The organism is Deefgea tanakiae (assembly GCF_019665765.1).
GTDB classification, from domain to species: Bacteria; Pseudomonadota; Gammaproteobacteria; order Burkholderiales; family Chitinibacteraceae; genus Deefgea; species Deefgea tanakiae.
Window position 1 is genome coordinate 1589993 of the sequence record NZ_CP081150.1, and the last position, 22398, is coordinate 1612390.

Below are 22398 nucleotides of genomic sequence, written 5' to 3' on the forward strand. Positions count from 1 at the left end.
ATTAAAACAACGTATCGATGACCACTCGTTAGTAAGCATCAAACTTCACTTGCTTTCCGCAAAGCAGCATCTAAAAAAAGATGAGCACGTCCTGCGGAGAGCAATATGTCAAAAATCAAATCCTTCCTGCCTTTACTCGCCCTGGCATTCAGTACTTACGGCCATGCGGGTGTCTTTGACTTTTCCGCAACGATGAATGGACAAATTGAAAGCGCCAGCTTCACCACCGCCGAAGAAGGCATCGATATTTTTGAACAAAACAAGTTAACAAGCATCTTTAACACGTATACCGGCACTCAAGTACTTACCAGCACCTTGAATTTCCGTGGTTTGCCGATGAACATTGCCTTTCCGGTTAATGCAGGCTCGTTGCTCACCTTTGATATTCCAGAGTTAGGTATCAAACAAAGTTTTCAAGGTACAACACGTGACGAGAGCCAAGAGCTATTCAAACAATACCTAAAAAACAATGCAGACTTTCTCAATAAAGTCTCAGAGCATTTAGTCAAAGTATCACCCGTCGATCCTATCGCAGGTAACCCCAATAGTATGATGAGTCGTGCGGCACAAAGTGACTCGCAAATGATGTGGTACGGCTCGAATCATGCGTTTGGCAAACAACTGAATAATTCATCATCCAATCAAACTGAAAACGGCAGTAACAATAAATTCGGTATTGGCATCAACTATGCACATATGCTCTCTGAAGCAACCGGCAATGCCAAAGAGATGAGCAGCGATGCGTTTACGATACCACTGAGCTACTCTCGCCAATTTGATGAGCCAAACCATGAACTCATCATCAATATGCCACTAGCCTACATCGATACCGATGGCGCAAAAACCTATGACGCTAGCCTCAGCGTGTTTTATCGCCGCCCGATTTTGGACAATTGGGTTGTCAGCTTAACCGCTTCAGGGCGAGGCACTGGCTCTACTGACTTAGCTGGAGGCTCTTTGATGGCCTCAGGTGCTATCGCATCCAGTTATATCTGGAGTGGCGACAACTGGGGGCTCACACTCGGCAATATGATTGGTTATTACAGTGCGCTGAGGGTCAAAATTGACAATACTTCCATCAACCCAAACATCGCCAATACCGTGTTTAGAAATGGCTTACTGTATTCACTCGATAGCTCATGGGAACTCGCTGGTGATCCATTGTCTTGGGAAGTTTATTTAGTCGATACGCGCTTTACGGGTACCGATTTATTTAGCAATTATCAAGATGAATTGGGGGTTACGTTCGGAACACGACGACCAGCGCACAGCAAAGAATCCGACTTCCGTGGTGGATTTAGCTTCACGAAGGGTGAAAATGTTGAGAGCTATAAATTTAATTTTGGTACGTGGTTTTAAGTTAAAAATTTAATTCAGTGTAGGAACTAAAGCGCACTCCTCCTCACTAAGCCTGTGTTATGACACCGGATTGGCCTCATGAAAGAGTTGCTTCACAATGCTTTAAATCATTCTGCAGAGCTTGCGCTACTGCTCTTGTTCGCAATTGTTCTGGCTGAGTCCACCGCCTTAATCGGCTTAATTATTCCCGGCACGGTGCTAATGATTACGATGGGCACCTTAATTGGCACCGGAAAAATGGATTTTTGGTTGGCTTGCAGCGTCGGATTCATTGCTGCGCTAATCGGCGATGTCTTGTCTTATTGGCTGGGTTTTAGGTACCGCCGCAAATTGCATCGACTGAAATTGGTTCGCCAACATCGTCGCCTCTTGCTGCAAGCAAGACACGTGCTACGTCATCATGGGCCGATCGGGATTTTTGTGGGGCGGTTTTTAGGCCCGACCCGTCCAGTGCTACCGATGGTGGCAGGTATGCTCTCCATGCAGCCACGCCGCTTTATGCCTGCTTGTATACTGGCTTGTTTTCTTTGGTCACCGACTTACTTCTTACCTGGCATTTTAGCGGGTGCCGCTTATGGTTTGGGTGAAAGCAACGCCATCCACTTCCCCACTTTGTTACTCATTTGTGCCGTGCTGTTTATTGCAGCCACTTGGATGCTGACTCATAGTTTTAAAACTAACTGGGCTTCTCGGCATATGACACTCGGAACTCCGTTGACGGGACTAGCTAGTGCCGCCGCCATCTATTTACTGATCTCTCATCCACACGCCGATAACTACGGTGAACGCTTGTGGCAAGTTTTGGCATAAATTTCAATTCCCGCTCAATTTTAAATGCCTGCTTATTGCAGTAATGCCGTTCACTTAAGCCAAGTGAGCGGCATTTCTTATACGCTATCATTACGCTCTTTTGTTTAAATCAGCCTTTATTTATATCCCACCAAAGTGTCCGCCCCTTGCCGATTTTGCACACGCCATCCTCGCCCACGGGATCAATCCCGAATAGCTTAACCATACGCAGAGGAACCAGTAGCGTTCGGCACCGCAAAATGCCTGCCGAATACGCTGCGCCAGCAAACTACTTGGTGCGCGAGGCGGTCTTCGGTGAATGTGGCAAGAATGAGAAAGTAAAATAAAACCCCATCAAAAGACGGGGTTTATCATCAAACGAAACTCGCCAGAGCGGTTTTTTTATTTAAAGCGCAATTAAACAGCCAAGCCAGCTTAACGCTCAACGCACAAAGCAACACCCATTCCGCCACCAATACATAAAGTCGCCAAGCCACGTTTTGCATCGCGGCGAACCATTTCATGCAATAGCGTTACCAATACACGGCAACCTGAAGCACCAACAGGGTGACCCAAAGCAATTGCACCGCCATTGACATTAACTTTGTTCATATCCCATTTCATTTCACGCGCCACACCCAAAGCCTGAGCCGCAAAAGCTTCATTAGCCTCAATCAAATCCACTGAATCCAAATCCCAGCCCGCACGTTTCAATGCCGCTTGACTGGCCAATACTGGCCCCATACCCATAATAGTTGGATCACAACCAGTACTGGCTGAAGCACGAATCGTGGCAAGCGGCGTCAATCCCAATGCATCGGCACGCTCACGGCTCATCAACATTACAGCCGCAGCGCCATCGTTAATGCCCGATGCATTACCAGCAGTTACAGTGCCTTCCTTATCAAACGCAGGACGTAACTTAGCCAAGGCATCCGCTGACACATTTGGCTTGATAAATTCATCTTGATCAAAAATGACTGGGTCGCCTTTGCGCTGAGGAATACTTACAGGAACGATTTCATCCGCAAAACGACCTGCGGCTTGCGCTGCTGCGGCTTTTTGTTGTGATGACAAGGCCATCGCATCTTGCTCTTCACGGGTGATTGCATATTTTTTTGCAATATTTTCAGCAGTTACGCCCATGTGATAGTTGTTGTAAACATCGGTTAAGCCGTCGTAGACCATGCTATCGATCAATGCGGCATTACCCATACGGAAACCATCGCGACTGCCATTCAATAAATGCGGTGTAGCGCTCATATTTTCTTGACCACCCGCTATCACAACATCACTATCACCCGCCAAAATCGCTTGCATACCCAGAGCAACCGCTTTTAGACCGGAACCACACACTTGGTTAATAGTCATGCCAGGCACCGCGTCTGGCAAGCCAGAACGGCGCACTGCTTGGCGAGCCGGATTTTGGCCCAAACCTGCGGTTAATACATTACCCAAAATGACTTCAGAAACTTGCTCTGCAGCTACACCAGTTTTTGCTAGCAAAGCACGAATTACGGTAGCCCCTAACTCAGGCGCTACGACTTTAGCCAATGAACCCGAAAAATTACCTAATGCCGTGCGGCATGCTGCAACAATAACAACCTCAGTCATTCAAACTCTCCAAGTAAATAATATTCAACAACACAGTTTGTAAGCTATTTACACAAAAAAAAGCAAGGCGTATCGCCTTGCTTCATTTAAAACTTAAATTTATACAACACGTGCCTTCACGTAACGGCCTGGTGCAGGCTCAATCATTTTGAATTTAGTGCTACCCAACTTTTTAGGTGCCGCCACTTGCTCACCCGATTGAGGTGACAACCAAGCCGACCAATCTTGCCACCAGCTACCTGGGCGAGACTCAGCACCTTCAAACCACGCATTAGATTCAAGTGCCGTATTTTCATTCACCCAGTAATTACGCTTATTAGCAGAAACGGGATTGATTGCACCTGCGATATGACCAGAAGCGCCTAACACAAAGCGAATAGGCCCTTTCAAAATGCGAGTTGAAAGATAAGCCGATTGCCAAGGCACAATGTGATCTTCACGCGCTGCAAAAATGTAGGTCGGCACTTTAATCGTTGTTAAGTCGATCGGCGTGCCACATAAGCTAAACGAATTAGGTTTCGTGAGATTGTTTTCCAGATACATATTACGCAAGAAGAAGGTGTGCATCGGCAACGATAAATTAGCAGAGTCCGAATTCCAGTAGAGCAAATCAAACGGCGGTGGATTTTTACCCTTCAGATAATTATTCACCACGTAATTCCAAATCAAATCATTCGAGCGAAGAGCAGAGAACGTTTTGGCCAGCTCTTTACCATCAATCACACCCTCTACCTGAGATTCACGCTTGCGAATCAAATTCCAATCGATGAAATGCTTGATTTCACCCGGGTCGGTATGATCGAGCATCACCGTCATCAAGGTGATTGATTCAAACCAATCCAAACCACGCGCTTGCATCACAGGCATTGCCGTTGAGACCAATTCACCACCAATGCAGAACGACAACACATTAATTTTTTCAGCTTTGCCAATCTCACGAACCACTTCAGCTGCTTTGATCACGCCGGACTCAATGTAATCATCCCATTTGAGTGAGCCTTGATGCGCTTCGATAGACTTCCAAGACACCAAGAACGTCGTATAGCCTTCGCTGACGATATAGCCCATCATCGAGTTAGCCGGCTGCAAGTCCATGATGTAGTATTTATTGACACACGGAGGCACTACGAGCAATGGACGGCTATAGACCTTGGCGGTACTTGGTGTGTATTGAATTAACTGAAATAAATCATTTTCAAAAATTACTTCGCCCGGCGTCATCGCCAAATTCGTACCGATTGCAAATTTACTTTCATCGGTCATGGTGATACTGCCTTTTTGCATATCGGCCATGAGTTTCTTCATGCCCTCTTGCAAACTTTCACCTTTGGTTTCTAAAGCCAGTTTCATCACTTCTGGATTTGTGAACGCAAAGTTTGTTGGGCTCATTGCATCCAAATATTGCTTAGTAAAAAAAGCGGCTTTTTCTTTACTTGCTTCATCCGTATTGGCTGACTCAACCATCTGAATAAGCCATTTAGATGTCACCAAATAGTTTTGACGGATATAGTCAAACAGCGGTGTTTCCCATTCTGGCGCATTAAAGCGACGATCGCTTTTATCTACTTCAGCAACTTTAACACCTGGTTTTGCGCCAATCAGCCCTAGCCATAAATCCATCTGTTGTTGGTAAAACTGAGAGTGACTGCCCAACCATGCTGTATTAGCTGGGCTCATTTTTTGAACTAAATCGTGCATCACACTCATGTGTTGAGTCGGTTCAGCTTGAGGGTGCGCATTGACCCAATTTTGAGTCCACTGACGATGCGCTTCCGTAATTTGCTGGAAAAATTGTTCCATAGCGGGGTTGTTTAGCACAGTCTACTGCTCCGATTTAGTCATTTTGATGAATTTTGCACACGTCATTGCTGCAACGCAACATTAACTTAATCTAACAAAGTATGCAAGTCTGACAAAATCTAAGCAGAAGCATTGATAAAACGCTACTACTGCTTGATTTAACATGACATTTTCTTTTTCATTGCGTAAAATAAATCACCGATTACTTATACACAGCCGAAATAGGTTGGGGAATATTGATGTCAAAACTGATAAATTCATTATGCATACTCATCAGTGCCAGTGTAATCGCCTACACTCCGCTTTCATTTGCCGCATCAAACACCAAAGAAAGCAAGTCCACTGCTAGCGCAAAAAAATCGCCAAGCAAAAAAAGCACCGCCACAGCTAAATCAAAAAAAACAAGTAATTCAAAGACTTCCACTACTGCAAAAACCAAAAACAGCAAAGTAACTTATTCATCCCGAAACAAAAACATTTCCAAAGCCGCCATTGCCGACGCGCGTAAAGACGTTCATGTTACCCGCGCGGTGGCAGCACGAATCGACCCAAACAACCCTGGTTTGCAATCGTCCGGTGTACTGATTTTGAATGAGCAAAACGGCGAAGTATTATTCGAAAAGAATGCAGACAGCATCATTCCAATTGCTTCAATCACTAAATTAATGACAGCCATGGTCGTGCTTGATGCACGCTTGCCACTCAATGAACTCATTAGCATTACCGAAGCTGACGTTGACTCACTAAAAAATACCAGCTCTCGCCTACAAGTTGGCACTACATTAACGCGCGGTGAAATGCTGCTACTTGCACTGATGTCATCAGAAAATCGCGCGGCATCTGCACTCGGCCATCACTTCCCAGGCGGTAAAGAAGCATTCTTACGGAAGATGAACGAAAAAGCAGCGCAACTCGGCATGAGAAATTCACGCTTTTATGACTCAACGGGCTTAACACCTCACAATGTTTCTACGCCACGCGAATTGGCCTTAATGGTGAAAGCGGCGCAACGCTACCCAGAAATCCATCAATTCAGCACTTCAAGTGAATACACATTTGCCTCAAACATGCGTGGCAATATGCTGACTTACCGCAACACCAACCCACTGGTGAAAGATGCCGATTGGGACATTGGGGTTTCAAAAACAGGATTTATCAACGAAGCTGGCCGATGCATTGTGATGCAAGCAATGATTAACAATAAGCCCGTTGTTATGATTTTGATGGATTCAGACGGGAAATACACCCGCATTGGCGACGTACAACGTGTACGGAAATGGATCGAATCAAATCAAATGGCCAAATTAAGAGCGGGCTAAACATTCAATAAGATAAACGCCTCAAATGAGGCGTTTATCTTATTCAGATTTTTTAATTGGGCATGAATTAAAACCAAACAACTTATACAAGGGACAACTTCTCAGCAATCCTGTCGCTAATGGCACCACACCGATCCAACCCCAAACGCCAATCAAACCAAATGTCGTTGCAAGTATCAGCAACACCCCAACAACGACCCTAGCAATGCGATCAATTCCACCGACATTGTTCATTTCACACCTCCGCTCGTTATAAAAACTGCATTAGCCATGCTTTAAATTGCCCTGCTGACAGCGCACCTGAAACACGCTCTAATTCCACCCCACCTTCAAATACCGCCAATGTAGGAATACTGCGTACTCGATGTTGCTGCCCTAAAGCGGGCTGTGCTTCGGTATCGACTTTTACAAACAAAACCTTGCCTGCCATAGACTCTGCTGCGGCAGCAAAAGTAGGGCCAAATGACTGACAGGGCCCGCACCATGGCGCCCAAAAATCAATGACGACCGGCAATTTGCTGTACTTTAATATCGACGGGAGATTATCGGCTGTAGCTACCAATGGCGCCCCTGATAGTAAAGGCTGATGACAGCCGCCACAGTTTGGTAATTCAGCCAATCGCGCCGCCTCCAAGCGATTAGTCGCATGGCAATGTGGGCATTCAATTAAAAGACTCATAGTGTTTCCTTAAAGTACATTGAGCGGTATTTTCAAAAACCGCTTACCGTTTTCGTCTGCGGGCGGTAAATGCCCAGCGCGAATATTGATTTGAATCGATGGCAAAATCAAAGCGGGCATAGCGAGCGTTTTATCGCGCGTTTGGCGTAGCGCAATAAAGTTTTCGCGCGATGTATCCATTCGAATATGCACATTATGCTGCTTTTGTGCCGCTACTGTGGTTTCCCATTGGTACTCAGCCCGATCTACCGGCAAATAATCATGACAAACAAATACACGAGTGTCGCCTGGTAAGGCATAGAGTTGCTGAACTGAATCATACAAAGTGCCAGCGTCGCCACCAGGAAAATCGCAGCGAGCCGTACCTACGTCGGGCATAAAGATCGTATCGCCAACAAATAATGCGTCACCAATCAAGTACGCCATATCAGCAGGGGTATGCCCTGGAACAAATAGCGCTTTTGCTGTTAATTGGCCAATACCCCACTCTTCATTTTTTTCAAACAAGTGATCAAACTGGCGGCCATCCGTTGCAAAATCAGATTCTAAATCGAAAACCGGTTTGAATATTTTTTGTACCTGATCAATCCCCTTGCCAATCGCAATTTTTCCTCCGATTTGCGATTGTAGCCATGCCGCGCCAGAAACATGATCTGCATGGGCATGCGTCTCTAAAATCCAATCAACCGTCAGCTTTAAAGCTTGCACCGCTTCAACCACTTGCTGCGCATTATGGGTACTGGTTCGTCCCGACTTTACATCGTAATCCAAAACTGGATCAATAATTGCCGCCCGTCCCCCGACTTGGTCATAGACCAAATACGTGAAGGTGAACGTGGCAGGGTCAAAAAACGCCCGTACATTTGCTGGGTAATGATTCATTGCCAACCCTCAATAAATACTAATTTACATATACTATAATTTTATATATTATAAAGTCAAACAGTATTATTTAGTGGGCTAAAAATGAATCCAGAAGCAATCAACGCCATGCGAACAGCGGCCACCGCAGCGACGCAAACCTTAAAAATCATGAGCAATGAAGATCGACTACTGTTGCTCTGCCAAATGGTCGATAGTGAGAAGTGCGTTTCCGACTTTGAAGAATTGCTCGATATACGTCAGCCGACGCTTTCGCAGCAACTGGGTGTATTACGTAATGCAGGCTTAGTGAATACGCGCCGCGATGGCAAACGTATTTACTACTCACTGGCCAGTGATGAAGTACAACAATTACTCAACCTTTTATATAACCTTTATTGCCCTACCGACTTAAAAATCAGCCATTCGGAGCACGCTAATGCAAATTGACTATGCACACTTCACCCCGCTCGCCAGCCTCGCTGGCGGCGCGCTAATCGGTCTTTCCGCTGGTCTACTAATTTTATTGGCTGGAAAGATTGCAGGCATTGCTGGGATTATCGGCGGCTTAGTGAACGGCGCTAGCGATAGAACTTGGCGGTTTTTATTTGTGATTGGATTGTTGGCTTCGCCTTGGGTTTGGCAGCTTTTTGCAACGCTCCCTGACTTAACAATGGTCGCCTCAACACCTTGGCTGATTGTAGCTGGATTATTAGTAGGCATCGGTACGCGTTACGCTAATGGTTGCACCAGCGGACACGGCATTTGCGGGCTATCGCGCTTTTCTATCCGTTCACTCGCAGCCGTAGGCGCGTTTATGGCGGCGGGTTTTGTCACTGTATACATCATTAAACATTTACTCTAAGAGCCACATCATGAAAATGAATTTCATCGGCCTATTCACAGGTCTGCTATTTGGCTTAGGTCTACTGCTGGCAGGGATGGCAACGCCAAGCAAAGTGCAGGGGTTTTTAGACATTGCGGGCTTATGGGACCCAAGCCTTGCTTTTGTTATGGGTGGTGGCATAGGCATGGCTCTGGTTTTCTTTACTGCAGCCAAAAAGCGCACCACGACTTTAGTCACACATGAAGCAATGAAGCTCCCCAATAGCAGCGTCATTGATCGTCGACTCATCCTGGGCAGCGTAGCATTTGGCGCGGGCTGGGGTATTGCAGGGATTTGCCCAGGCCCCGCTTTAGTGGCGCTCGGTACAGGATCAACGGGCGCACTCATTTTTGTGGCGGCGATGCTCGCGGGCATGTTTATCTTTGAACGCCTACAAAGCAAATGAATCTACCCATTCTAAACTGGCTCCCAAACTATCGCCGTGAACACCTCACTGGCGACTTGGGTGCTAGTATAATCGTTTCACTGCTGTTGATTCCACAAGGCTTAGCCTACGCACAACTGGCAGGTCTACCTGCAATCACCGGCCTCTACGCCAGTATTGTTCCTGTCATGATTTACGCGCTACTGGGCAGCAGTATGACGCAATCCGTGGGCCCGATGGCCATTACATCGGCAATGACAGCAGCGGCGCTTGCGCCATTGGCAAGCAGCGGCAGCTCCAACTACATCGCATTAGCCAGCGGCCTCACTTTGTTATCTGGGCTATTTTTATTTGCCTTTGGCGCATTTAAATTAGGCAAACTCACAAGAATTTTATCCATCCCTGTCGTGCAAGGATTTAGTGCGGGCACTGCATTACTGATTGCGATTAGCCAAACCGGTGCTTTATTGAGTACCAATTGGCGCGGCGATAACCTCCTCAACTGGATGCTGGCCATACCGCAAGCACTGAGCAATTTGTCGCTTATTCCTGTGCTATTTGGTCTTGCCGGCATGGCGCTACTTTGGCTAGCAGGAAAACCAAGCATTACGCCACTACAAAAACTTCGGTTTTCATTGAGCACAGCCCAATTAATCAGCCGCACATTGCCCATTTTGATCTTAATATTGGGTGGCTTGATTTTGAAATTGGGCTTTTTAAATGTAGCCAGCCTGCGCACCATTGGCGGATTACCCTCGGCTGGCTCTAGCTTCATCACACCTCAGTTAGGTATGAGCGCCTTAGAGCAACTTTTGCTACCCGCTCTTTTAATTGGACTTGCCGGCTTTTTGCAAAGCATTACGATTGCGCAAACCGTCGCGTCCGAGCGCAATGAAAAAGTCGATACCAATCAAGAATTCGTCGCCCTCGGCGGCAGCAATATCGCAGCAGCTTTCGTGGGTGGCATGCCAGTTAGCGGTGGATTTTCCCGAACCGCAGTTAATGCCAGTAGCGGCGCGCGAACGCCGATGGCGGGCGTGATGACCGCCGGATGGATGTTGCTGGGGGTGATTTTCTTTGCGGATGCTATTAGCTTATTGCCATTACCTTTACTAGCTGCGACGATTATTTTAGCCACCGCCCGTATGCTCAATCCGCAATCATTTTGGATTGCATGGCGTATCGATCCGCGCGATGGCGCTGCCTGGCTTTTGACTTTTGTTGCGGTGTTACTGATCGGCCCGATTAATGGCATTGCAGTTGGTGTTGGCGTTTCTTTACTTCTTTTTATATTACGCAGCAGTAAACCCCATATTGCTGTGGTAGGTCGCGTCGCTGGCACCGAGCACTTTCGTAACGCTTTGCATTTTAAAGTAGAAATGCCAGCCAATATTTTGGCAATTCGAATTGATGAGAGTCTATATTTTGGCAATTGCGCCCAAGTGATTGAGCAATGCCAAAAACATTTACTCAGCCACACTCAAGCGAAACATTTGATTTTGATATTATCGGCGGTCAATTCAATTGACGTCAGTGCGATTGCCGCACTGAGAGAATTTCGCCAGCACCTCGCCTTAACAGGCATTACTTTGCATTTGGCAGAAGTCAAAGGCCCTGTGCATGAAACATTACTGCACAGCACCTTCATCAGCGAGCTAGCCGGGCCAATATTTTTATCGCCTCATGCCGCAGTCGTGGCACTTTGCGATGAAAAAGAAGAAGACTACTGCATTTAGGGTAATAGTCTGCAGGCTTTATATCAAAATGGACGCAGCCCAATACCTTAAAAGACATCATAGTTTAAACCCACCAACCACTGCTTTTAGCTTACTTGCCATTTTTTCCAAGTCGTCCACTGAAGAGCCGACGCCAGCCATCGCATCACTATTTCGCTGTGACATCGTACTGATGGTTTCAATATTCTGTGCGATATCGGTACTTGCCGCGGCTTGCTCTCGTGTTGCATTCGCGATGTCGCCAATACTCACCAGCAACTGCTCTGTACCTTGGCGTACGCTATTCATTGACTCCGCGGCTTGTTGCGACATTTCAACGCTACTGCCCACCTGATCTTGCGTGAGTTGCATGTGCTCACCCGCTTTATGAATTTCTTGCTGAATGGCATTCACAATCGTTGAGATTTCAATCGTTGCTTCACCGGAACGGCCCGCCAATTTGCGCACCTCATCGGCGACCACCGCAAAACCACGCCCCATATCCCCCGCCCGCGCGGCTTCAATCGCAGCATTGAGCGCCAGTAAGTTAGTTTGGTCAGCAATATCCTTGATGGTTTGTACAATTTGATTCACTTGCAAAGACTGGGCATTCAGACTTTGCATGGATGCCACTAAACGCGACATGGTTTCATGAATTTGGGTGATTTCTTTGGCAACTTCATCCACTTTAATCTGACTGGCTGTGGTTTCTTTACCCGTCTCGCGGGCGGTATTCTCAAAATCGCGGGCTGAATCGGCAATATGCTGAATGCTCACGGTGACTTCTTCAACGCTTGCGGCGGTTGAAGTAGCGGCTTCAGCTTGGTGCATCGATGAAGAACGCACCGTTTGCGCAGGCCCCGCTAACTGCTGACTCGCTTGGCTAACAGCTTCGCTCTGTGAGCGCACCTCGATGAACATCTTCCTCAGCGTCACCACAAACTGATTAAACGCCTGCGCAGTGCGACCAATTTCGTCTTGACCATGAATCGGCAGTTGACGCGTTAAATCCCCTTCGCCAGTGGACACCTCTTCCATCGCAATCGCCAAACGTTGCAATGGCGCGATCAAGATATTCAACATGATGCTCAATACCGCCACAATCAGAACCAAAGCAATCATACCAACCACAATCGCCCAATTACGTGCCGATACCGCCTCAGCCAAAATGACCGACTCAGGCACGGCAACACCGATTGCCCAAGGCTGATTGCTATTGCCCATTTTAATTGGTTGAAACTCAAACAAAATGCCGTCACGCTCAAAGCGATTGGCTTTTCCAGCCTTAAGTTCAGTCATAAAACCAGCTGGATAGTCAGTATCACTCACTCCCTTCCCCGCTTTACTACTATCTGGGGTCACTACGTACATGCCTGCATTTGAAATCAAGGTGACAGTACCGACGCCATACGGTTTTTCTTTACCGATGTCGGCTTGCAGACTGGCCAACGGCAAATCAAGACCAGAAATACCCAAAAACTTTCCCGAAGCATCTTTGATCGCGACGGTCAGCGTCGACATTAGTGTTTTAACACCTGCCACATCATAGGGAAATGGCTCGGTCACCGTGTCTTGCAGACGCTGTTTGGGTACAGAGTAGAAATCCCCCCAACCACTGGTTTCATAAGGCGGTTTGTATGCCGCTGTATTTTCACGAAATGGCTCAGCGGCTTTTTTTTGATCAGCCCCCAGCATCGTGTCTTGGGAAATCTTGCCTTCGCTACGAATAATATACGGAGTATATCGCCCAGATGGATCATGTACAGGCCAATCAGCGCGATACATATCATCTTTGCCATCCAGCGCATTGGGCTCCCAAATCATCCATAAACCGGAGGCCAAGGGCTGCGCTTCAAGCATCCGAATAATTAAAGCATCAATCGCTTTACGGTCCGGCAAAGCTTTACCTTGCATACCTTGCACCGCCAAAGTTAAATTAAGCGGCAATTGATATGCCGCAGTAAATCGTCCTTCGACTTGACTGGCGTACGCTTGAGTTTGCTCTTTAAGTCGCTGCAAACCTTCTTGTTTGGCCGATTGGTACGCATGGCTGGCAATGATACTGATCATCACGGCAAAGCCAGCTGCAATTGCAGCCGTGGTGAACAGCAAAATTTTAGTTCGTAAACTCATCTGACTTAAGCGCAGCATACAACCCCCAGACCCATACAATTTTCTGTCGATGAGTCGTTATGGATTTAATAAGCGGAAAAAGAAAGCTTTATGTGCTATGGGGCTTGTTATTGTGCTTTAAATGCAATCACATGGTCACATTCAACTTCAATACCAATGGCTTCACCAATTGCATGATTATGGTGACTGGGGACCAAAGACAAAACTCTGTTACCTGATGGCAGCGCCAAGGTGTATAAAAAATGCGCGCCGCGAAACACTTTTGAAATCACCTCAGCCTTAAGGGGGCTGTTATCTACATGCTGAATATCATCAGGCCGAATCAAAACCTCCATATCGCAACCGAGACAACACTCTATCGCCACCGTACGGCACACCTCACCCAATTCAAACTCAATACACTGCGGCCCAGTTAGTTTTGCCGGCAGCAATACGCCCTCACCAATAAAATTGGCAACAAATCGGTCAGCCGGTTCGTGATACAACTCATATGGCGCAGCCCATTGTCGCAAAGCACCTTCGGTCATCACACCGACTTTATCGGCCATCGCAAAAGCTTCGCGCTGATCGTGCGTTACCAAAATGGCGGTCGTACCACTGGCTTTCAAAATCGTACGAACTTCTTGGCCTAAACGCTCGCGCAACTCCACGTCCAAGTTCGAAAATGGCTCATCCAGCAGCAAGAGCCTTGGCTTGGGCGCCAAAGCTCTAGCCAAAGCCACACGCTGCTGCTGGCCGCCCGATAATTCGTGGGGATAACGTGCTTCTACATGATTAAGCCCGACTAAGTCGAGCAACTCTCGAACCACTTTAGGGTCTTTGTCTCTTAGCCCAAAGGCAATATTCGCAGCAACATTCAAATGTGGAAATAGCGCATAGTCTTGAAACACCATGCCAATGCCACGCTCCTGCACTGGTGTTTGCCTTGCCACCGTGCCGACCTCGCGATCAGATAAGAATATTTTCCCTCCTGATAAGGGCTCAAAACCTGCAATCGCACGCAAAACTGTAGTTTTACCGCAACCTGATGCTCCCAACAAGCAGCCTATTTCACCCTCGAGCAACTCAAACGACAAGCTATCAACGACTTTACGACCAGCAAACGAAACTGCCAATCCTTCTACTTTTAGCAAAGCCATTACTGACCCTCAGATTTTCTAACTAATAAAATGACAGGCAATAAGCCAGCCAACACAATCAATAAACTCGGCAAGGCGGCGCTTTCCCACATACCTTCGGACGTCATTTCAAATACACGAACTGCCAAGGTGTCCCAGCCAAATGGGCGGGTCATCAAAGTAATGGGCATTTCTTTCATCACATCGACAAACACCATCAGGACGGCGGTAAATACACCACCGCGCAGCAGTGGAATATGCAAACGCCAAAGCAAACCACGGTCGCTTACCCCCAAGGTACGGGCGGCATCTTCTTGATTAAAGCTAATCCTTTGCATCGCCCCATCAATCGGCTGAAAACCAACCGCCATAAATCGCGCGGCCAGTGCCAGCAACATCACAGCAACTGAGCCCTTAAGAATTTGAAACGTTTCAAATCCCAATACATGTGCAATCGGCAGCAATTGATTATCTAACCACGCAATCGGAATAAACACGCCCACCGCCAGTACTGTTCCCGGTACGGCGTAACCTACTGTCGCCAAACGAACCAGAATAGAGGTTATTCTTGCTGGATAGCGGCGTTGAATATAAACCAGCAACAGGGCAAAGCCCGTCACAATCAGGCCCGCCAATAAAGAAATACCCACCGAACGCAGAATAAAGCCAGGATAGCGGGCATCAAAATCAACACGCCACACCTGTGTAGTCCAAACAATCAATTGCACCATCGGAATAATAAATGCAATCGCCAATACCAAACTACAGGCTGCAGCTGCCCACAAGCCTTGCGATTGAGTCAGCACAATACGTTCTGCGGCAACAATTCGACCGTGATAACGGCGAGCCCCGCGCGCCCAACGTTCAACACCTAAAATCATCACAACCAACACCACCAGTAACGATGCCAACTGAGATGCCGCCGTCAAATTAAAGAGTGAAAACCATGATTTATAAATGGCCGTGGTAAAGGTATCAAAGTTGAAAATCGACACCGTGCCAAAATCAGCCAAGGTTTCCATCAGCGCCAAAGTCATGCCGCCAATCAACCAAGGCCTTGCCATAGGCAGCGCCACCTTCCAAAACGCCCGCGGACGAGACATACCCAGCATCTGCGCGGCTTCTAGTGCACGCTTACCTTGAGTTAAAAATGCATTACGCGCCAATAAGTATACATAAGGATAAAACGCCAGCGACATCACTAAAATGACGCCTCCGGTGCTGCGAATGCGTGGAAACCATGCGGATGAACCCGTCCACTCCCGCAACAAGGTTTGTACCGGTCCAGTAAAATCTAAAAAACCCACCATTACAAACGCTAATACATAGGCCGGCATCGCCAATGGCAGCATCAAGGCCCAAGCAAAAAATCGCCGTCCTGGAAACTGGCACACAGCCGTCAGCCACGCGAGAGGCACCCCCAGCAGCAGCACACCGAAAGAAACACCAAGCAACAGGATCCCAGTATTTTTTAAAACATTAGGCAAGACAAACTCGAATAAATGCTGCCAAATTTCCGGTTCAGGATGAAGAAATGAAGCTATCACCACGAATAAAGGAATAATGGTCAGCAAGGCAATCGGCGTCAGCAGAATCGCACCGCGCGGAGAAAGAAAACGCATAAACATCCAAAAAATTAAAATGGGCAGTCTCGACTTTCGAGCTGCCCATCAATTGTAGCGGAGCTGGCCAATTAAGCCATCAAACTTACATCATTATTTATACCCAGCACGGTCCATCAATTTCACCGCTTGCGATTGCAACTCACCCGCCTTGCTCATATTGATCACGTTCGACTTGAACGGGCCCCATGATGAAACCAATTTATCGGCTTTCACAGCTGGATTCACAGGAAACTCTAAGTCTTTGTCTGCGTAAATATTTTGTGCTTTATCTGACGACAACCACTCCATCAACTTAACTGCACCGGCTTCGTTTTTGGCATAACGAGTCACACCTGCACCCGACACGTTCACATGAACACCATCGGTTTTTTGGTTAGCCCAGAAAATACGCGCATTAAACTTTGGATCTTTATCAACGATGCGGCCAAAGTAGTAGGTATTGGCAATACCCACGCCACATTGACCCGCAGCTATCGCTTGCAAAAGTTTAGTGTCATCTGGGAATACATCCGTTGCGAGGTTAGCAACCCAACCGCGAACGATTTTTTCTGTTTTTGCTTCGCCGTACTGAGCAATCATCATCGCAACCAAAGATTGATTGTAAACTTTTTTGCTGGTACGTAAGCACAATTTGCCTTTCCATTTTGGATCAGCCAAATCTTCGTAAGTTGACAAGTCTTCAGCTTTTACGAGGTCTGGATTAAAGAACATCGTGCGAGCACGTACAGACAAGCCGTACCATTGGCCTTTGTCATCACGCAGGTGAGCAGGCACATTTTTGTTTAAAGTTTCAGACTTAACCGTTTTTAGTAAGCCCAAATTAGACGCTTGCCAAAGATTACCTGCATCGACTGTAATCAACATATCCGCTGGGGTATTGGTGCCTTCAGCTTGTAAACGCGCCATCAACGGACCTTCTTTATCCGTCAAAACTTTAACTTCAACGCCCGTTTCTTTAGTGTAGGCATCAAACAGTGGCTTAATCAGTTGCTCATTGCGTGCGCTATACACCGTTACTGTTTCTGCTTGAGCCAAACCCGCCAACATTGAAAGTGCAATTACTGTCAGTCCGAACCGTTTCATTGTCAAAGTTTCCGTAGTAAAAAATTTATATTGACACTCTAGCACCAATAGCAATCATTCTCAATATCATAAGGCGCGTCTGCAACGCTATTTTTCACAATCATTTTGCTTCACTCGCAGTCAGCGCTACAATCGTCCACCCACAAAAAGGAATGCCGCATGCTCTGGTTTCGTAATCTACAAATTTATCGCCTTAATCCAGATCACGCGCTGAGCGCAGAAAGCATCGCCAGCGAACTAGCCAAACGCCCCTTCGTGCCATGTGGTGCAATGGACATGCAAAGCTGTGGCTGGGTGCCACCGGCGCGCCACGCGCCAGAAGATTTTGCTTTAGCCCGGCAAGACGCCGTTTTGGTGAGTTTGAAAACGGAAGAAAAAGTATTGCCTGCTGCCGTCATCAAAGACGAACTCGATGTTCGTGTGCAACACATCGAAGAAGAAGAAAACCGCAAAGTCGGCCGCAAGGAGCAAAAAGAGCTCAAAGATCGCATCACCGATGAATTACTACCGCGAGCCTTTACCCGCCGCCGCACTAACCGTGCGCTGATCGACCTGAGCAGCGGCTTGGTCATTGTCGACGCCGCTTCTGCCGCCAAAGCGGAATATTTGTTGTCTACCTTGCGCGAAACCTTGGGCAGCCTGCCAACTAAATTGATCGACACCGAAACCAGCCCAGCGATGGCGATGACCGACTGGCTCACCACTGAAACCCCTGATGCATTTTCAATCGGCCAAGACGCCGAGCTAAAAGTCCCTGGGGATGAAGGCTCGATCGCCCGCTTTAAGCGTCAAGTGATGGATTGCGATGAAGTACGCCAGCATTTGGATGCAGGCAAAATCGCGACCCGACTCGCGCTAGCTTTTGGTGAACGTCTGACCTTTACGCTCACCGAAGCGCTCGAAATTAAATCTTTGACCATGCTTGATGTACTAAAAGACGAAGTCAAAGACATGGATGCAGAAACGCAAGATGCATTATTTGAATCGCAAATGGCGCTATTGATTGGTGAGTTGCGTGGCTTTATTCCTGCCTTAATTGATGCCTTAGGCGGTGAAACCGTCAAATAGACAGCCCCGGCGAAACGGCCAAATACGATCAGCATATATACATATGTATATTACCCTAACCCAAATACTAAAATGGTTAGCGCAATATACTCTTAATCAAAAAAGCGGTTTTAACTACCCTTCCAAGCTGCTGAAAGCCCCTCCATTCTGGGGGGCTTTCATTAGGCATATATTCAAGCCTACATCCCCGATCCAGCACGAAATCGAAATGGTCCGCCCGCCACCGATCCGGTTTTGCTCTTCAAATGCTGTTTATCGGCCATCTATTTGGTATTCGCTCCGAGCGCCAAATCGTGCGTGAGATTGCGGTCAATGTCGTTTATCGCTGGTTTCTTGTTCTGCATCGGACTGATAAAGTCCCCGGTGCATCAACCCTCTCTTAAAACCGCCGACGCCGTTTTAACGACACCGAGATCGAAGAAATCATTTTTGATCGAGCCTAATCAGCGCCAAACTAAAGCTGAGCGTGCATTAGGAACGCAGTAAAGCCAATTGCCCTCTCCCGAGCTGCTTGTGAAGCCCAAATAAAACCCGGTCAAAAAATACGGGGTTTGTCATTAATCTGAGCCTGCGAAATGGCTTTTTTAGCCCAATCCTTTGGTGTAGTTTGCTTAGCCAATGACAGTGTAAATATTCAAGACAAGACCAACTATAGTACAACGTCACACACAACTAAACGATCGTTTAAATTTCTGTAACACTAGACAAGGATGATGGCGCACTTTCTAGGAGAGTTAATTCATGGATCGCCGCCAATTTATTCGCCTTGCCGGTTTTATGACCGCCAGCGTAGCCAGCCCATTATTGATTACTGCTTGTGGTGGTAGTTCAGATAGCCCAATCGGCACACCAAGCACGAGCCCAACGCCAAGCCCAACGCCGCTGAAGTACCAGTTTCCACAAGGCATCGCATCAGGCGACCCACGTGCCGACAGTATTGTTTTATGGACTCGCGTTTTACCTAGCAATGCCGATCCAATTGTGAGCCAAGGCAAAGCAATGGATAGCCAAATTCAATTGATGGTTTTTGAAGGCATTCCACCGGGTGTGGGTAGCACCGATCAATTGACAGGCAAATTGGTAGCCAACGTCATACTTGCTGCGTCGAGCGAGTGGGATCATAGCGTACGTCATAAATTGACTGGCTTGCAGAGCAATACCCACTACGGGTATCAGTTTATCGTGAACGGCAGTCGCTCAATGATTGGTCGCTTTAAAACAGCGCCGGCTGCTACGGCGGATGTTTCGCAACTTAAGTTTGCATTTTTATCGTGCCAAGATTGGAGCATCAATCACTGGGGTGGTTTTAGCCAACTCGCTAAAGAAGACCTCGATTTCATCGTTCATTTAGGCGATTACATTTACGAAACAATCGGTGAAGGATTTCAATCTGGCCAAGTCGAAGCCAGCCATACCGCGCTCAAGCTACCTGATGGCCCGTTTAAAAATGGGAAATCTGGCGCTCGCTACGCCAATTCTTTGGCCGACTACCGATCACTCTACAAGCAATACCGTAGCGACCCGCGCTTGCAACAAGTCCACGCACGCTTTGCGATGATTGCGGTTTGGGATGATCATGAGTTTTCGGACGATTGCTGGGGCGACGCCACGACCTATGACAATGGCAGCTATGATCCAAGCAAAGGTGGCGATAATAAGCACGAAACTGAGCGCCGCCGCTCCGCCAATCAAGCATGGTATGAGTTCATGCCGGCCGATATTCGCTTTGACAATAAAGCGACTGGCTTTCAAACCATCCAACTTTACCGTGACTTCCAATTTGGTAAGTTGATGCATTTGGTAATGACCGATCAACGACTCTATCGCGCTGATCACATCTTGCCGGAGGCTGCAATCGGTAGCGCGAATGGAAGCCGTTACTTGGCGCCGAGCAATATTCTTGCAGCCGCCGAAGCGCAAAAAATGGCCATCGGCAAAGCACAAGGAGATGAACTGGCGTTGGTATCCATTCTGGGAAAAACTCAGCGTGAATGGTGGAAAAAAACCCTGCAAAATTCGCCTGCGCAATGGAAAGTCTGGGGCAATGAAGTGTCTTTACTCAAAATGCGCTTGGATGCCAGAAAACTCGCTGGCGTACCGACCGCGTTACAGCAAGACTTTGTGCTCAATGCCGATCAATGGGATGGCTACAACGCCGAGCGCAGCGACTTACTTAACTTCATTCGCCAAAACAAAATCAATAATGTTGTCGCCATTACGGGCGATATTCACAGTTTCTATGCAGGTGTTGCGCACGCCGATTACAACGCGACGCCCCCCAATACGCCAGCGTTAATCGATTTGGTCACAGCAGGTATGAGTAGTGATTCCTTCTATCAATACTTTGCCGAAGCAGTACGCGACCCATCACTGGCTAGTGCGCAAGCTTTGATCTTTAGCAGTGAAGTGGGCGCTGAACAAATTGCGATTCAAATGCTCAGTGTCGGGGTTGCAATGCAAGCGAATGTGCCTGATCCAAGCAATAGCTCCCAAGTGCAAGCGGCAGTGACTGGGGCGATTCAAGCCAATTTAGTGCCAGCGGCGGCATTTAAAGCGACGGCAGGATTAAGCAAAACAGAAATCAATACATTCAACGATTTACTGGGTGGGGAATTGGGTAAAACGATTGCGACGATGATTGCCACACTAGCAATAACCAAAAAATCCGTGGCTGCGCAAACACTCTATGGCTTTGTCGCACAAAAAATCGCAGCTCAAATCGGTGGCGGAGTGAGTGCAGCACAAATTCCGGCTAGCCAAGTGACGCCATTTTTGAATCCATTCGCCAATTCAAGCACCGGCGTTGCACCCGTCAACAATCCATGGATTAAATATGCAGATACCGATGCCCAAGGTTATGCGGTGGTGACACTCACCCCGACTGATTTACAATGTACTTTCCGCAAAATCAATCCGCTGAACCAAGGTCAAACACCAAGTACCATCATTGGGAAAGAAACCAAACTCACGGTGCAGGCAGGCGTTGTGGATGTAAAAATCAGCTAAGAAAGTCGCTTTGATTTATAAAATAAAAAACCAGAGTTCGCACTCTGGTTTTTTTGCTTTGCAAATGCTAATCAAAGTTGAGTTAATTCTATTTTTCCCAAACTACGCCCCAAAAAGCGCTCGCCTATCGTTTGGAACTTCACCGGCAAATCGGTAACTACAAAACGATATCCAGGAATCGTATGCGCTGGATTAGCCAAGCCACGCGATTGCAAAATTTCGGCGGTTTGATCGGCGATCGACAGCGCAGAATCGACCAACTGCATGCGGTCTCCACAAATATCCATCAAGAGCGGCTTAATCAACGGGTAATGCGTGCAGCCCAGCACCAACGTATCAATCGACTCAACGAATACAGGCTTGAGATATTCCTGCGCGGTGAGGCGGGTCACGGCGTGATCAAGCCAACCCTCTTCCACCAACGGCACAAAGAGCGGACAAGCTTGTGAGTACACCCGAAACGCGGGGTTCAGTTGATGAATTGCGCGGGCATAGGCATTGGAATTAATCGTCGTTGGCGTGCCGATCACGCCAATACCGCCGGTTTTGGTATGCGCAACGGCGTTTTTCGCGCCAGCTTCAATGACATCGAGCACTGGTACAGTTGCCGTGGCGCGTACTTTATCCGCCGCCACCGCGGCCATCGTATTACAGGCAATAATCAGCATTTTGACTTCTTGCTGCTGCAAAAAATTGGCGATTTGCTGTGTGTAGTGCTCAATCGTCGCAACCGACTTCACCCCATAAGGCACACGTGCGGTGTCGCCAAAATAGATGATATTTTCAAATGGCAATCGATCCATCAAGGCCCGTACGACGGTCAGGCCACCGACGCCAGAATCAAAAACACCAATGGGATGCGACGGTAAAGAAGTCATAATCTACACAGCCTAAAAAACACAAATTGCAATGGCGGGATTCTACCCTGATGAGTTACAGAAAACACTGAGCAATGCTA

Annotated in this window: 19 protein-coding genes and 1 pseudogene; 10 read left to right on the forward strand and 10 right to left on the reverse strand. The window is 47.4% G+C overall.

Going from position 1 to position 22398, the window contains the following annotated elements; translation table 11 throughout:
• Window positions 1–105: 105 nt before the first annotated feature.
• On the forward strand, window positions 106–1359 hold the full coding sequence (locus K4H28_RS07455; RefSeq protein WP_221007741.1) for a hypothetical protein: 1254 nt from the start codon (window positions 106–108) through the stop codon (window positions 1357–1359).
• Window positions 1360–1437: 78 nt separating this feature from the next.
• The gene (locus K4H28_RS07460) at window positions 1438–2169 is read left to right on the forward strand and encodes a DedA family protein (protein ID WP_221007742.1); all 732 of its coding nucleotides are present in this window, start codon (window positions 1438–1440) and stop codon (window positions 2167–2169) included.
• Between the two features lie 414 nt (window positions 2170–2583).
• On the opposite strand, the gene K4H28_RS07465 is transcribed toward K4H28_RS07460, so the two are convergent.
• Together K4H28_RS07465 and K4H28_RS07470 are read right to left on the reverse strand one after the other, a co-directional pair.
• Window positions 2584–3762, reverse strand: coding sequence for an acetyl-CoA C-acetyltransferase (locus K4H28_RS07465; protein ID WP_221007743.1), 1179 nt, complete (start codon window positions 3760–3762; stop codon window positions 2584–2586).
• A 99-nt stretch (window positions 3763–3861) separates the two neighbouring features.
• On the reverse strand, window positions 3862–5562 hold the full coding sequence (locus K4H28_RS07470; protein WP_221007744.1) for a PHA/PHB synthase family protein: 1701 nt from the start codon (window positions 5560–5562) through the stop codon (window positions 3862–3864).
• A gap of 239 nt (window positions 5563–5801) precedes the next feature.
• Here K4H28_RS07470 and pbpG point away from each other — a divergent pair, with 239 nt between their 5' ends.
• Window positions 5802–6881 (forward strand): D-alanyl-D-alanine endopeptidase, encoded by a 1080-nt coding sequence (pbpG, locus tag K4H28_RS07475; RefSeq protein WP_221007745.1) that lies wholly within the window; start codon window positions 5802–5804, stop codon window positions 6879–6881.
• Between the two features lie 39 nt (window positions 6882–6920).
• Here pbpG and K4H28_RS07480 read toward each other — a convergent pair whose 3' ends face one another.
• Genes K4H28_RS07480 through K4H28_RS07490 form a run of 3 tightly spaced genes read right to left on the reverse strand, consistent with a single transcriptional unit; the run spans window position 6921 to window position 8442 of the window.
• Window positions 6921–7115, reverse strand: coding sequence for a YgaP family membrane protein (locus tag K4H28_RS07480; protein WP_221007746.1), 195 nt, complete (start codon window positions 7113–7115; stop codon window positions 6921–6923).
• 16 nt (window positions 7116–7131) lie between these two features.
• On the reverse strand, window positions 7132–7560 hold the full coding sequence (gene trxC, locus K4H28_RS07485; RefSeq protein ID WP_221007747.1) for a thioredoxin TrxC: 429 nt from the start codon (window positions 7558–7560) through the stop codon (window positions 7132–7134).
• Window positions 7561–7569: 9 nt separating this feature from the next.
• Window positions 7570–8442 carry an MBL fold metallo-hydrolase gene (locus tag K4H28_RS07490; protein WP_221007748.1) on the reverse strand — a complete coding sequence of 291 codons (873 nt, stop codon included), beginning with the start codon at window positions 8440–8442 and terminating at the stop codon, window positions 7570–7572.
• Between the two features lie 84 nt (window positions 8443–8526).
• Here K4H28_RS07490 and K4H28_RS07495 point away from each other — a divergent pair, with 84 nt between their 5' ends.
• From K4H28_RS07495 to K4H28_RS07510, 4 genes are read left to right on the forward strand one after another with little or no spacing between them, the layout of a single operon-like run.
• Entirely contained in the window at window positions 8527–8871 is a 345-nt protein-coding gene (locus K4H28_RS07495; protein WP_221007749.1) for an ArsR/SmtB family transcription factor, read from the forward strand.
• The gene (locus tag K4H28_RS07500) at window positions 8861–9286 is read left to right on the forward strand and encodes a YeeE/YedE family protein (RefSeq protein WP_221007750.1); all 426 of its coding nucleotides are present in this window, start codon (window positions 8861–8863) and stop codon (window positions 9284–9286) included. Before K4H28_RS07495 ends, K4H28_RS07500 begins: the two co-directional genes overlap by 11 nt.
• 10 nt (window positions 9287–9296) lie before the next feature.
• On the forward strand, window positions 9297–9713 hold the full coding sequence (locus tag K4H28_RS07505) for a DUF6691 family protein (protein ID WP_255573652.1): 417 nt from the start codon (window positions 9297–9299) through the stop codon (window positions 9711–9713).
• Complete coding sequence (locus K4H28_RS07510; protein WP_221007751.1) at window positions 9710–11428, forward strand: SulP family inorganic anion transporter; 1719 nt, start codon at window positions 9710–9712, stop codon at window positions 11426–11428. Before K4H28_RS07505 ends, K4H28_RS07510 begins: the two co-directional genes overlap by 4 nt.
• Window positions 11429–11485: 57 nt before the next feature.
• Here K4H28_RS07510 and K4H28_RS07515 read toward each other — a convergent pair whose 3' ends face one another.
• The 4 genes from K4H28_RS07515 to K4H28_RS07530 all read right to left on the reverse strand — a co-directional run bounded on the left by K4H28_RS07515 (window position 11486) and on the right by K4H28_RS07530 (window position 17366).
• Window positions 11486–13558, reverse strand: a complete 2073-nt coding sequence (locus tag K4H28_RS07515) for a methyl-accepting chemotaxis protein (RefSeq protein WP_221007752.1) — start codon at window positions 13556–13558, stop codon at window positions 11486–11488.
• 89 nt (window positions 13559–13647) lie between these two features.
• Window positions 13648–14679: an ABC transporter ATP-binding protein gene (locus K4H28_RS07520; protein WP_221007753.1), complete on the reverse strand. Its 1032-nt coding sequence runs from the start codon at window positions 14677–14679 to the stop codon at window positions 13648–13650.
• Window positions 14679–16280 carry an ABC transporter permease gene (locus tag K4H28_RS07525; RefSeq protein WP_221007754.1) on the reverse strand — a complete coding sequence of 534 codons (1602 nt, stop codon included), beginning with the start codon at window positions 16278–16280 and terminating at the stop codon, window positions 14679–14681. Before K4H28_RS07525 ends, K4H28_RS07520 begins: the two co-directional genes overlap by 1 nt.
• A 93-nt stretch (window positions 16281–16373) precedes the next feature.
• A complete protein-coding gene (locus tag K4H28_RS07530; protein ID WP_221007755.1) occupies window positions 16374–17366 on the reverse strand; it encodes an extracellular solute-binding protein in 993 nt (330 codons plus the stop codon).
• Window positions 17367–17525: 159 nt separating this feature from the next.
• Here K4H28_RS07530 and K4H28_RS07535 point away from each other — a divergent pair, with 159 nt between their 5' ends.
• From K4H28_RS07535 to K4H28_RS07545, 3 genes and pseudogenes are all read left to right on the forward strand, one after another.
• Window positions 17526–18434, forward strand: coding sequence for a recombination-associated protein RdgC (locus tag K4H28_RS07535; RefSeq protein ID WP_221007756.1), 909 nt, complete (start codon window positions 17526–17528; stop codon window positions 18432–18434).
• Between the two features lie 201 nt (window positions 18435–18635).
• A pseudogene (locus K4H28_RS07540) lies at window positions 18636–18814 on the forward strand (transposase); the annotation flags it as partial.
• A gap of 361 nt (window positions 18815–19175) precedes the next feature.
• Complete coding sequence (locus K4H28_RS07545; RefSeq protein ID WP_221007757.1) at window positions 19176–21440, forward strand: alkaline phosphatase D family protein; 2265 nt, start codon at window positions 19176–19178, stop codon at window positions 21438–21440.
• A 71-nt stretch (window positions 21441–21511) separates the two neighbouring features.
• Here the strand turns inward: K4H28_RS07545 and murI are convergent, their stop codons facing one another.
• Window positions 21512–22318, reverse strand: coding sequence for a glutamate racemase (murI, locus tag K4H28_RS07550; protein WP_221007758.1), 807 nt, complete (start codon window positions 22316–22318; stop codon window positions 21512–21514).
• Window positions 22319–22398: the final 80 nt, after the last annotated feature.

What these genes read in the sequence shown, in the direction of transcription:
- K4H28_RS07455 (WP_221007741.1), top strand. Translation starts at nt 106, where the DNA reads ATGTCAAAAATCAAATCCTTCCTGCCTTTACTCGCCCTGGCATTCAGT.
- K4H28_RS07460 (WP_221007742.1), top strand. Translation starts at nt 1,438, where the DNA reads ATGAAAGAGTTGCTTCACAATGCTTTAAATCATTCTGCAGAGCTTGCG.
- K4H28_RS07465 (WP_221007743.1), bottom strand. Translation starts at nt 3,762, where the DNA reads ATGACTGAGGTTGTTATTGTTGCAGCATGCCGCACGGCATTAGGTAAT.
- K4H28_RS07470 (WP_221007744.1), bottom strand. Translation starts at nt 5,562, where the DNA reads ATGGAACAATTTTTCCAGCAAATTACGGAAGCGCATCGTCAGTGGACT.
- pbpG (WP_221007745.1), top strand. Translation starts at nt 5,802, where the DNA reads ATGTCAAAACTGATAAATTCATTATGCATACTCATCAGTGCCAGTGTA.
- K4H28_RS07480 (WP_221007746.1), bottom strand. Translation starts at nt 7,115, where the DNA reads ATGAACAATGTCGGTGGAATTGATCGCATTGCTAGGGTCGTTGTTGGG.
- trxC (WP_221007747.1), bottom strand. Translation starts at nt 7,560, where the DNA reads ATGAGTCTTTTAATTGAATGCCCACATTGCCATGCGACTAATCGCTTG.
- K4H28_RS07490 (WP_221007748.1), bottom strand. Translation starts at nt 8,442, where the DNA reads ATGAATCATTACCCAGCAAATGTACGGGCGTTTTTTGACCCTGCCACG.
- K4H28_RS07495 (WP_221007749.1), top strand. Translation starts at nt 8,527, where the DNA reads ATGAATCCAGAAGCAATCAACGCCATGCGAACAGCGGCCACCGCAGCG.
- K4H28_RS07500 (WP_221007750.1), top strand. Translation starts at nt 8,861, where the DNA reads ATGCAAATTGACTATGCACACTTCACCCCGCTCGCCAGCCTCGCTGGC.
- K4H28_RS07505 (WP_255573652.1), top strand. Translation starts at nt 9,297, where the DNA reads ATGAAAATGAATTTCATCGGCCTATTCACAGGTCTGCTATTTGGCTTA.
- K4H28_RS07510 (WP_221007751.1), top strand. Translation starts at nt 9,710, where the DNA reads ATGAATCTACCCATTCTAAACTGGCTCCCAAACTATCGCCGTGAACAC.
- K4H28_RS07515 (WP_221007752.1), bottom strand. Translation starts at nt 13,558, where the DNA reads ATGCTGCGCTTAAGTCAGATGAGTTTACGAACTAAAATTTTGCTGTTC.
- K4H28_RS07520 (WP_221007753.1), bottom strand. Translation starts at nt 14,679, where the DNA reads ATGGCTTTGCTAAAAGTAGAAGGATTGGCAGTTTCGTTTGCTGGTCGT.
- K4H28_RS07525 (WP_221007754.1), bottom strand. Translation starts at nt 16,280, where the DNA reads ATGCGTTTTCTTTCTCCGCGCGGTGCGATTCTGCTGACGCCGATTGCC.
- K4H28_RS07530 (WP_221007755.1), bottom strand. Translation starts at nt 17,366, where the DNA reads ATGAAACGGTTCGGACTGACAGTAATTGCACTTTCAATGTTGGCGGGT.
- K4H28_RS07535 (WP_221007756.1), top strand. Translation starts at nt 17,526, where the DNA reads ATGCTCTGGTTTCGTAATCTACAAATTTATCGCCTTAATCCAGATCAC.
- K4H28_RS07545 (WP_221007757.1), top strand. Translation starts at nt 19,176, where the DNA reads ATGGATCGCCGCCAATTTATTCGCCTTGCCGGTTTTATGACCGCCAGC.
- murI (WP_221007758.1), bottom strand. Translation starts at nt 22,318, where the DNA reads ATGACTTCTTTACCGTCGCATCCCATTGGTGTTTTTGATTCTGGCGTC.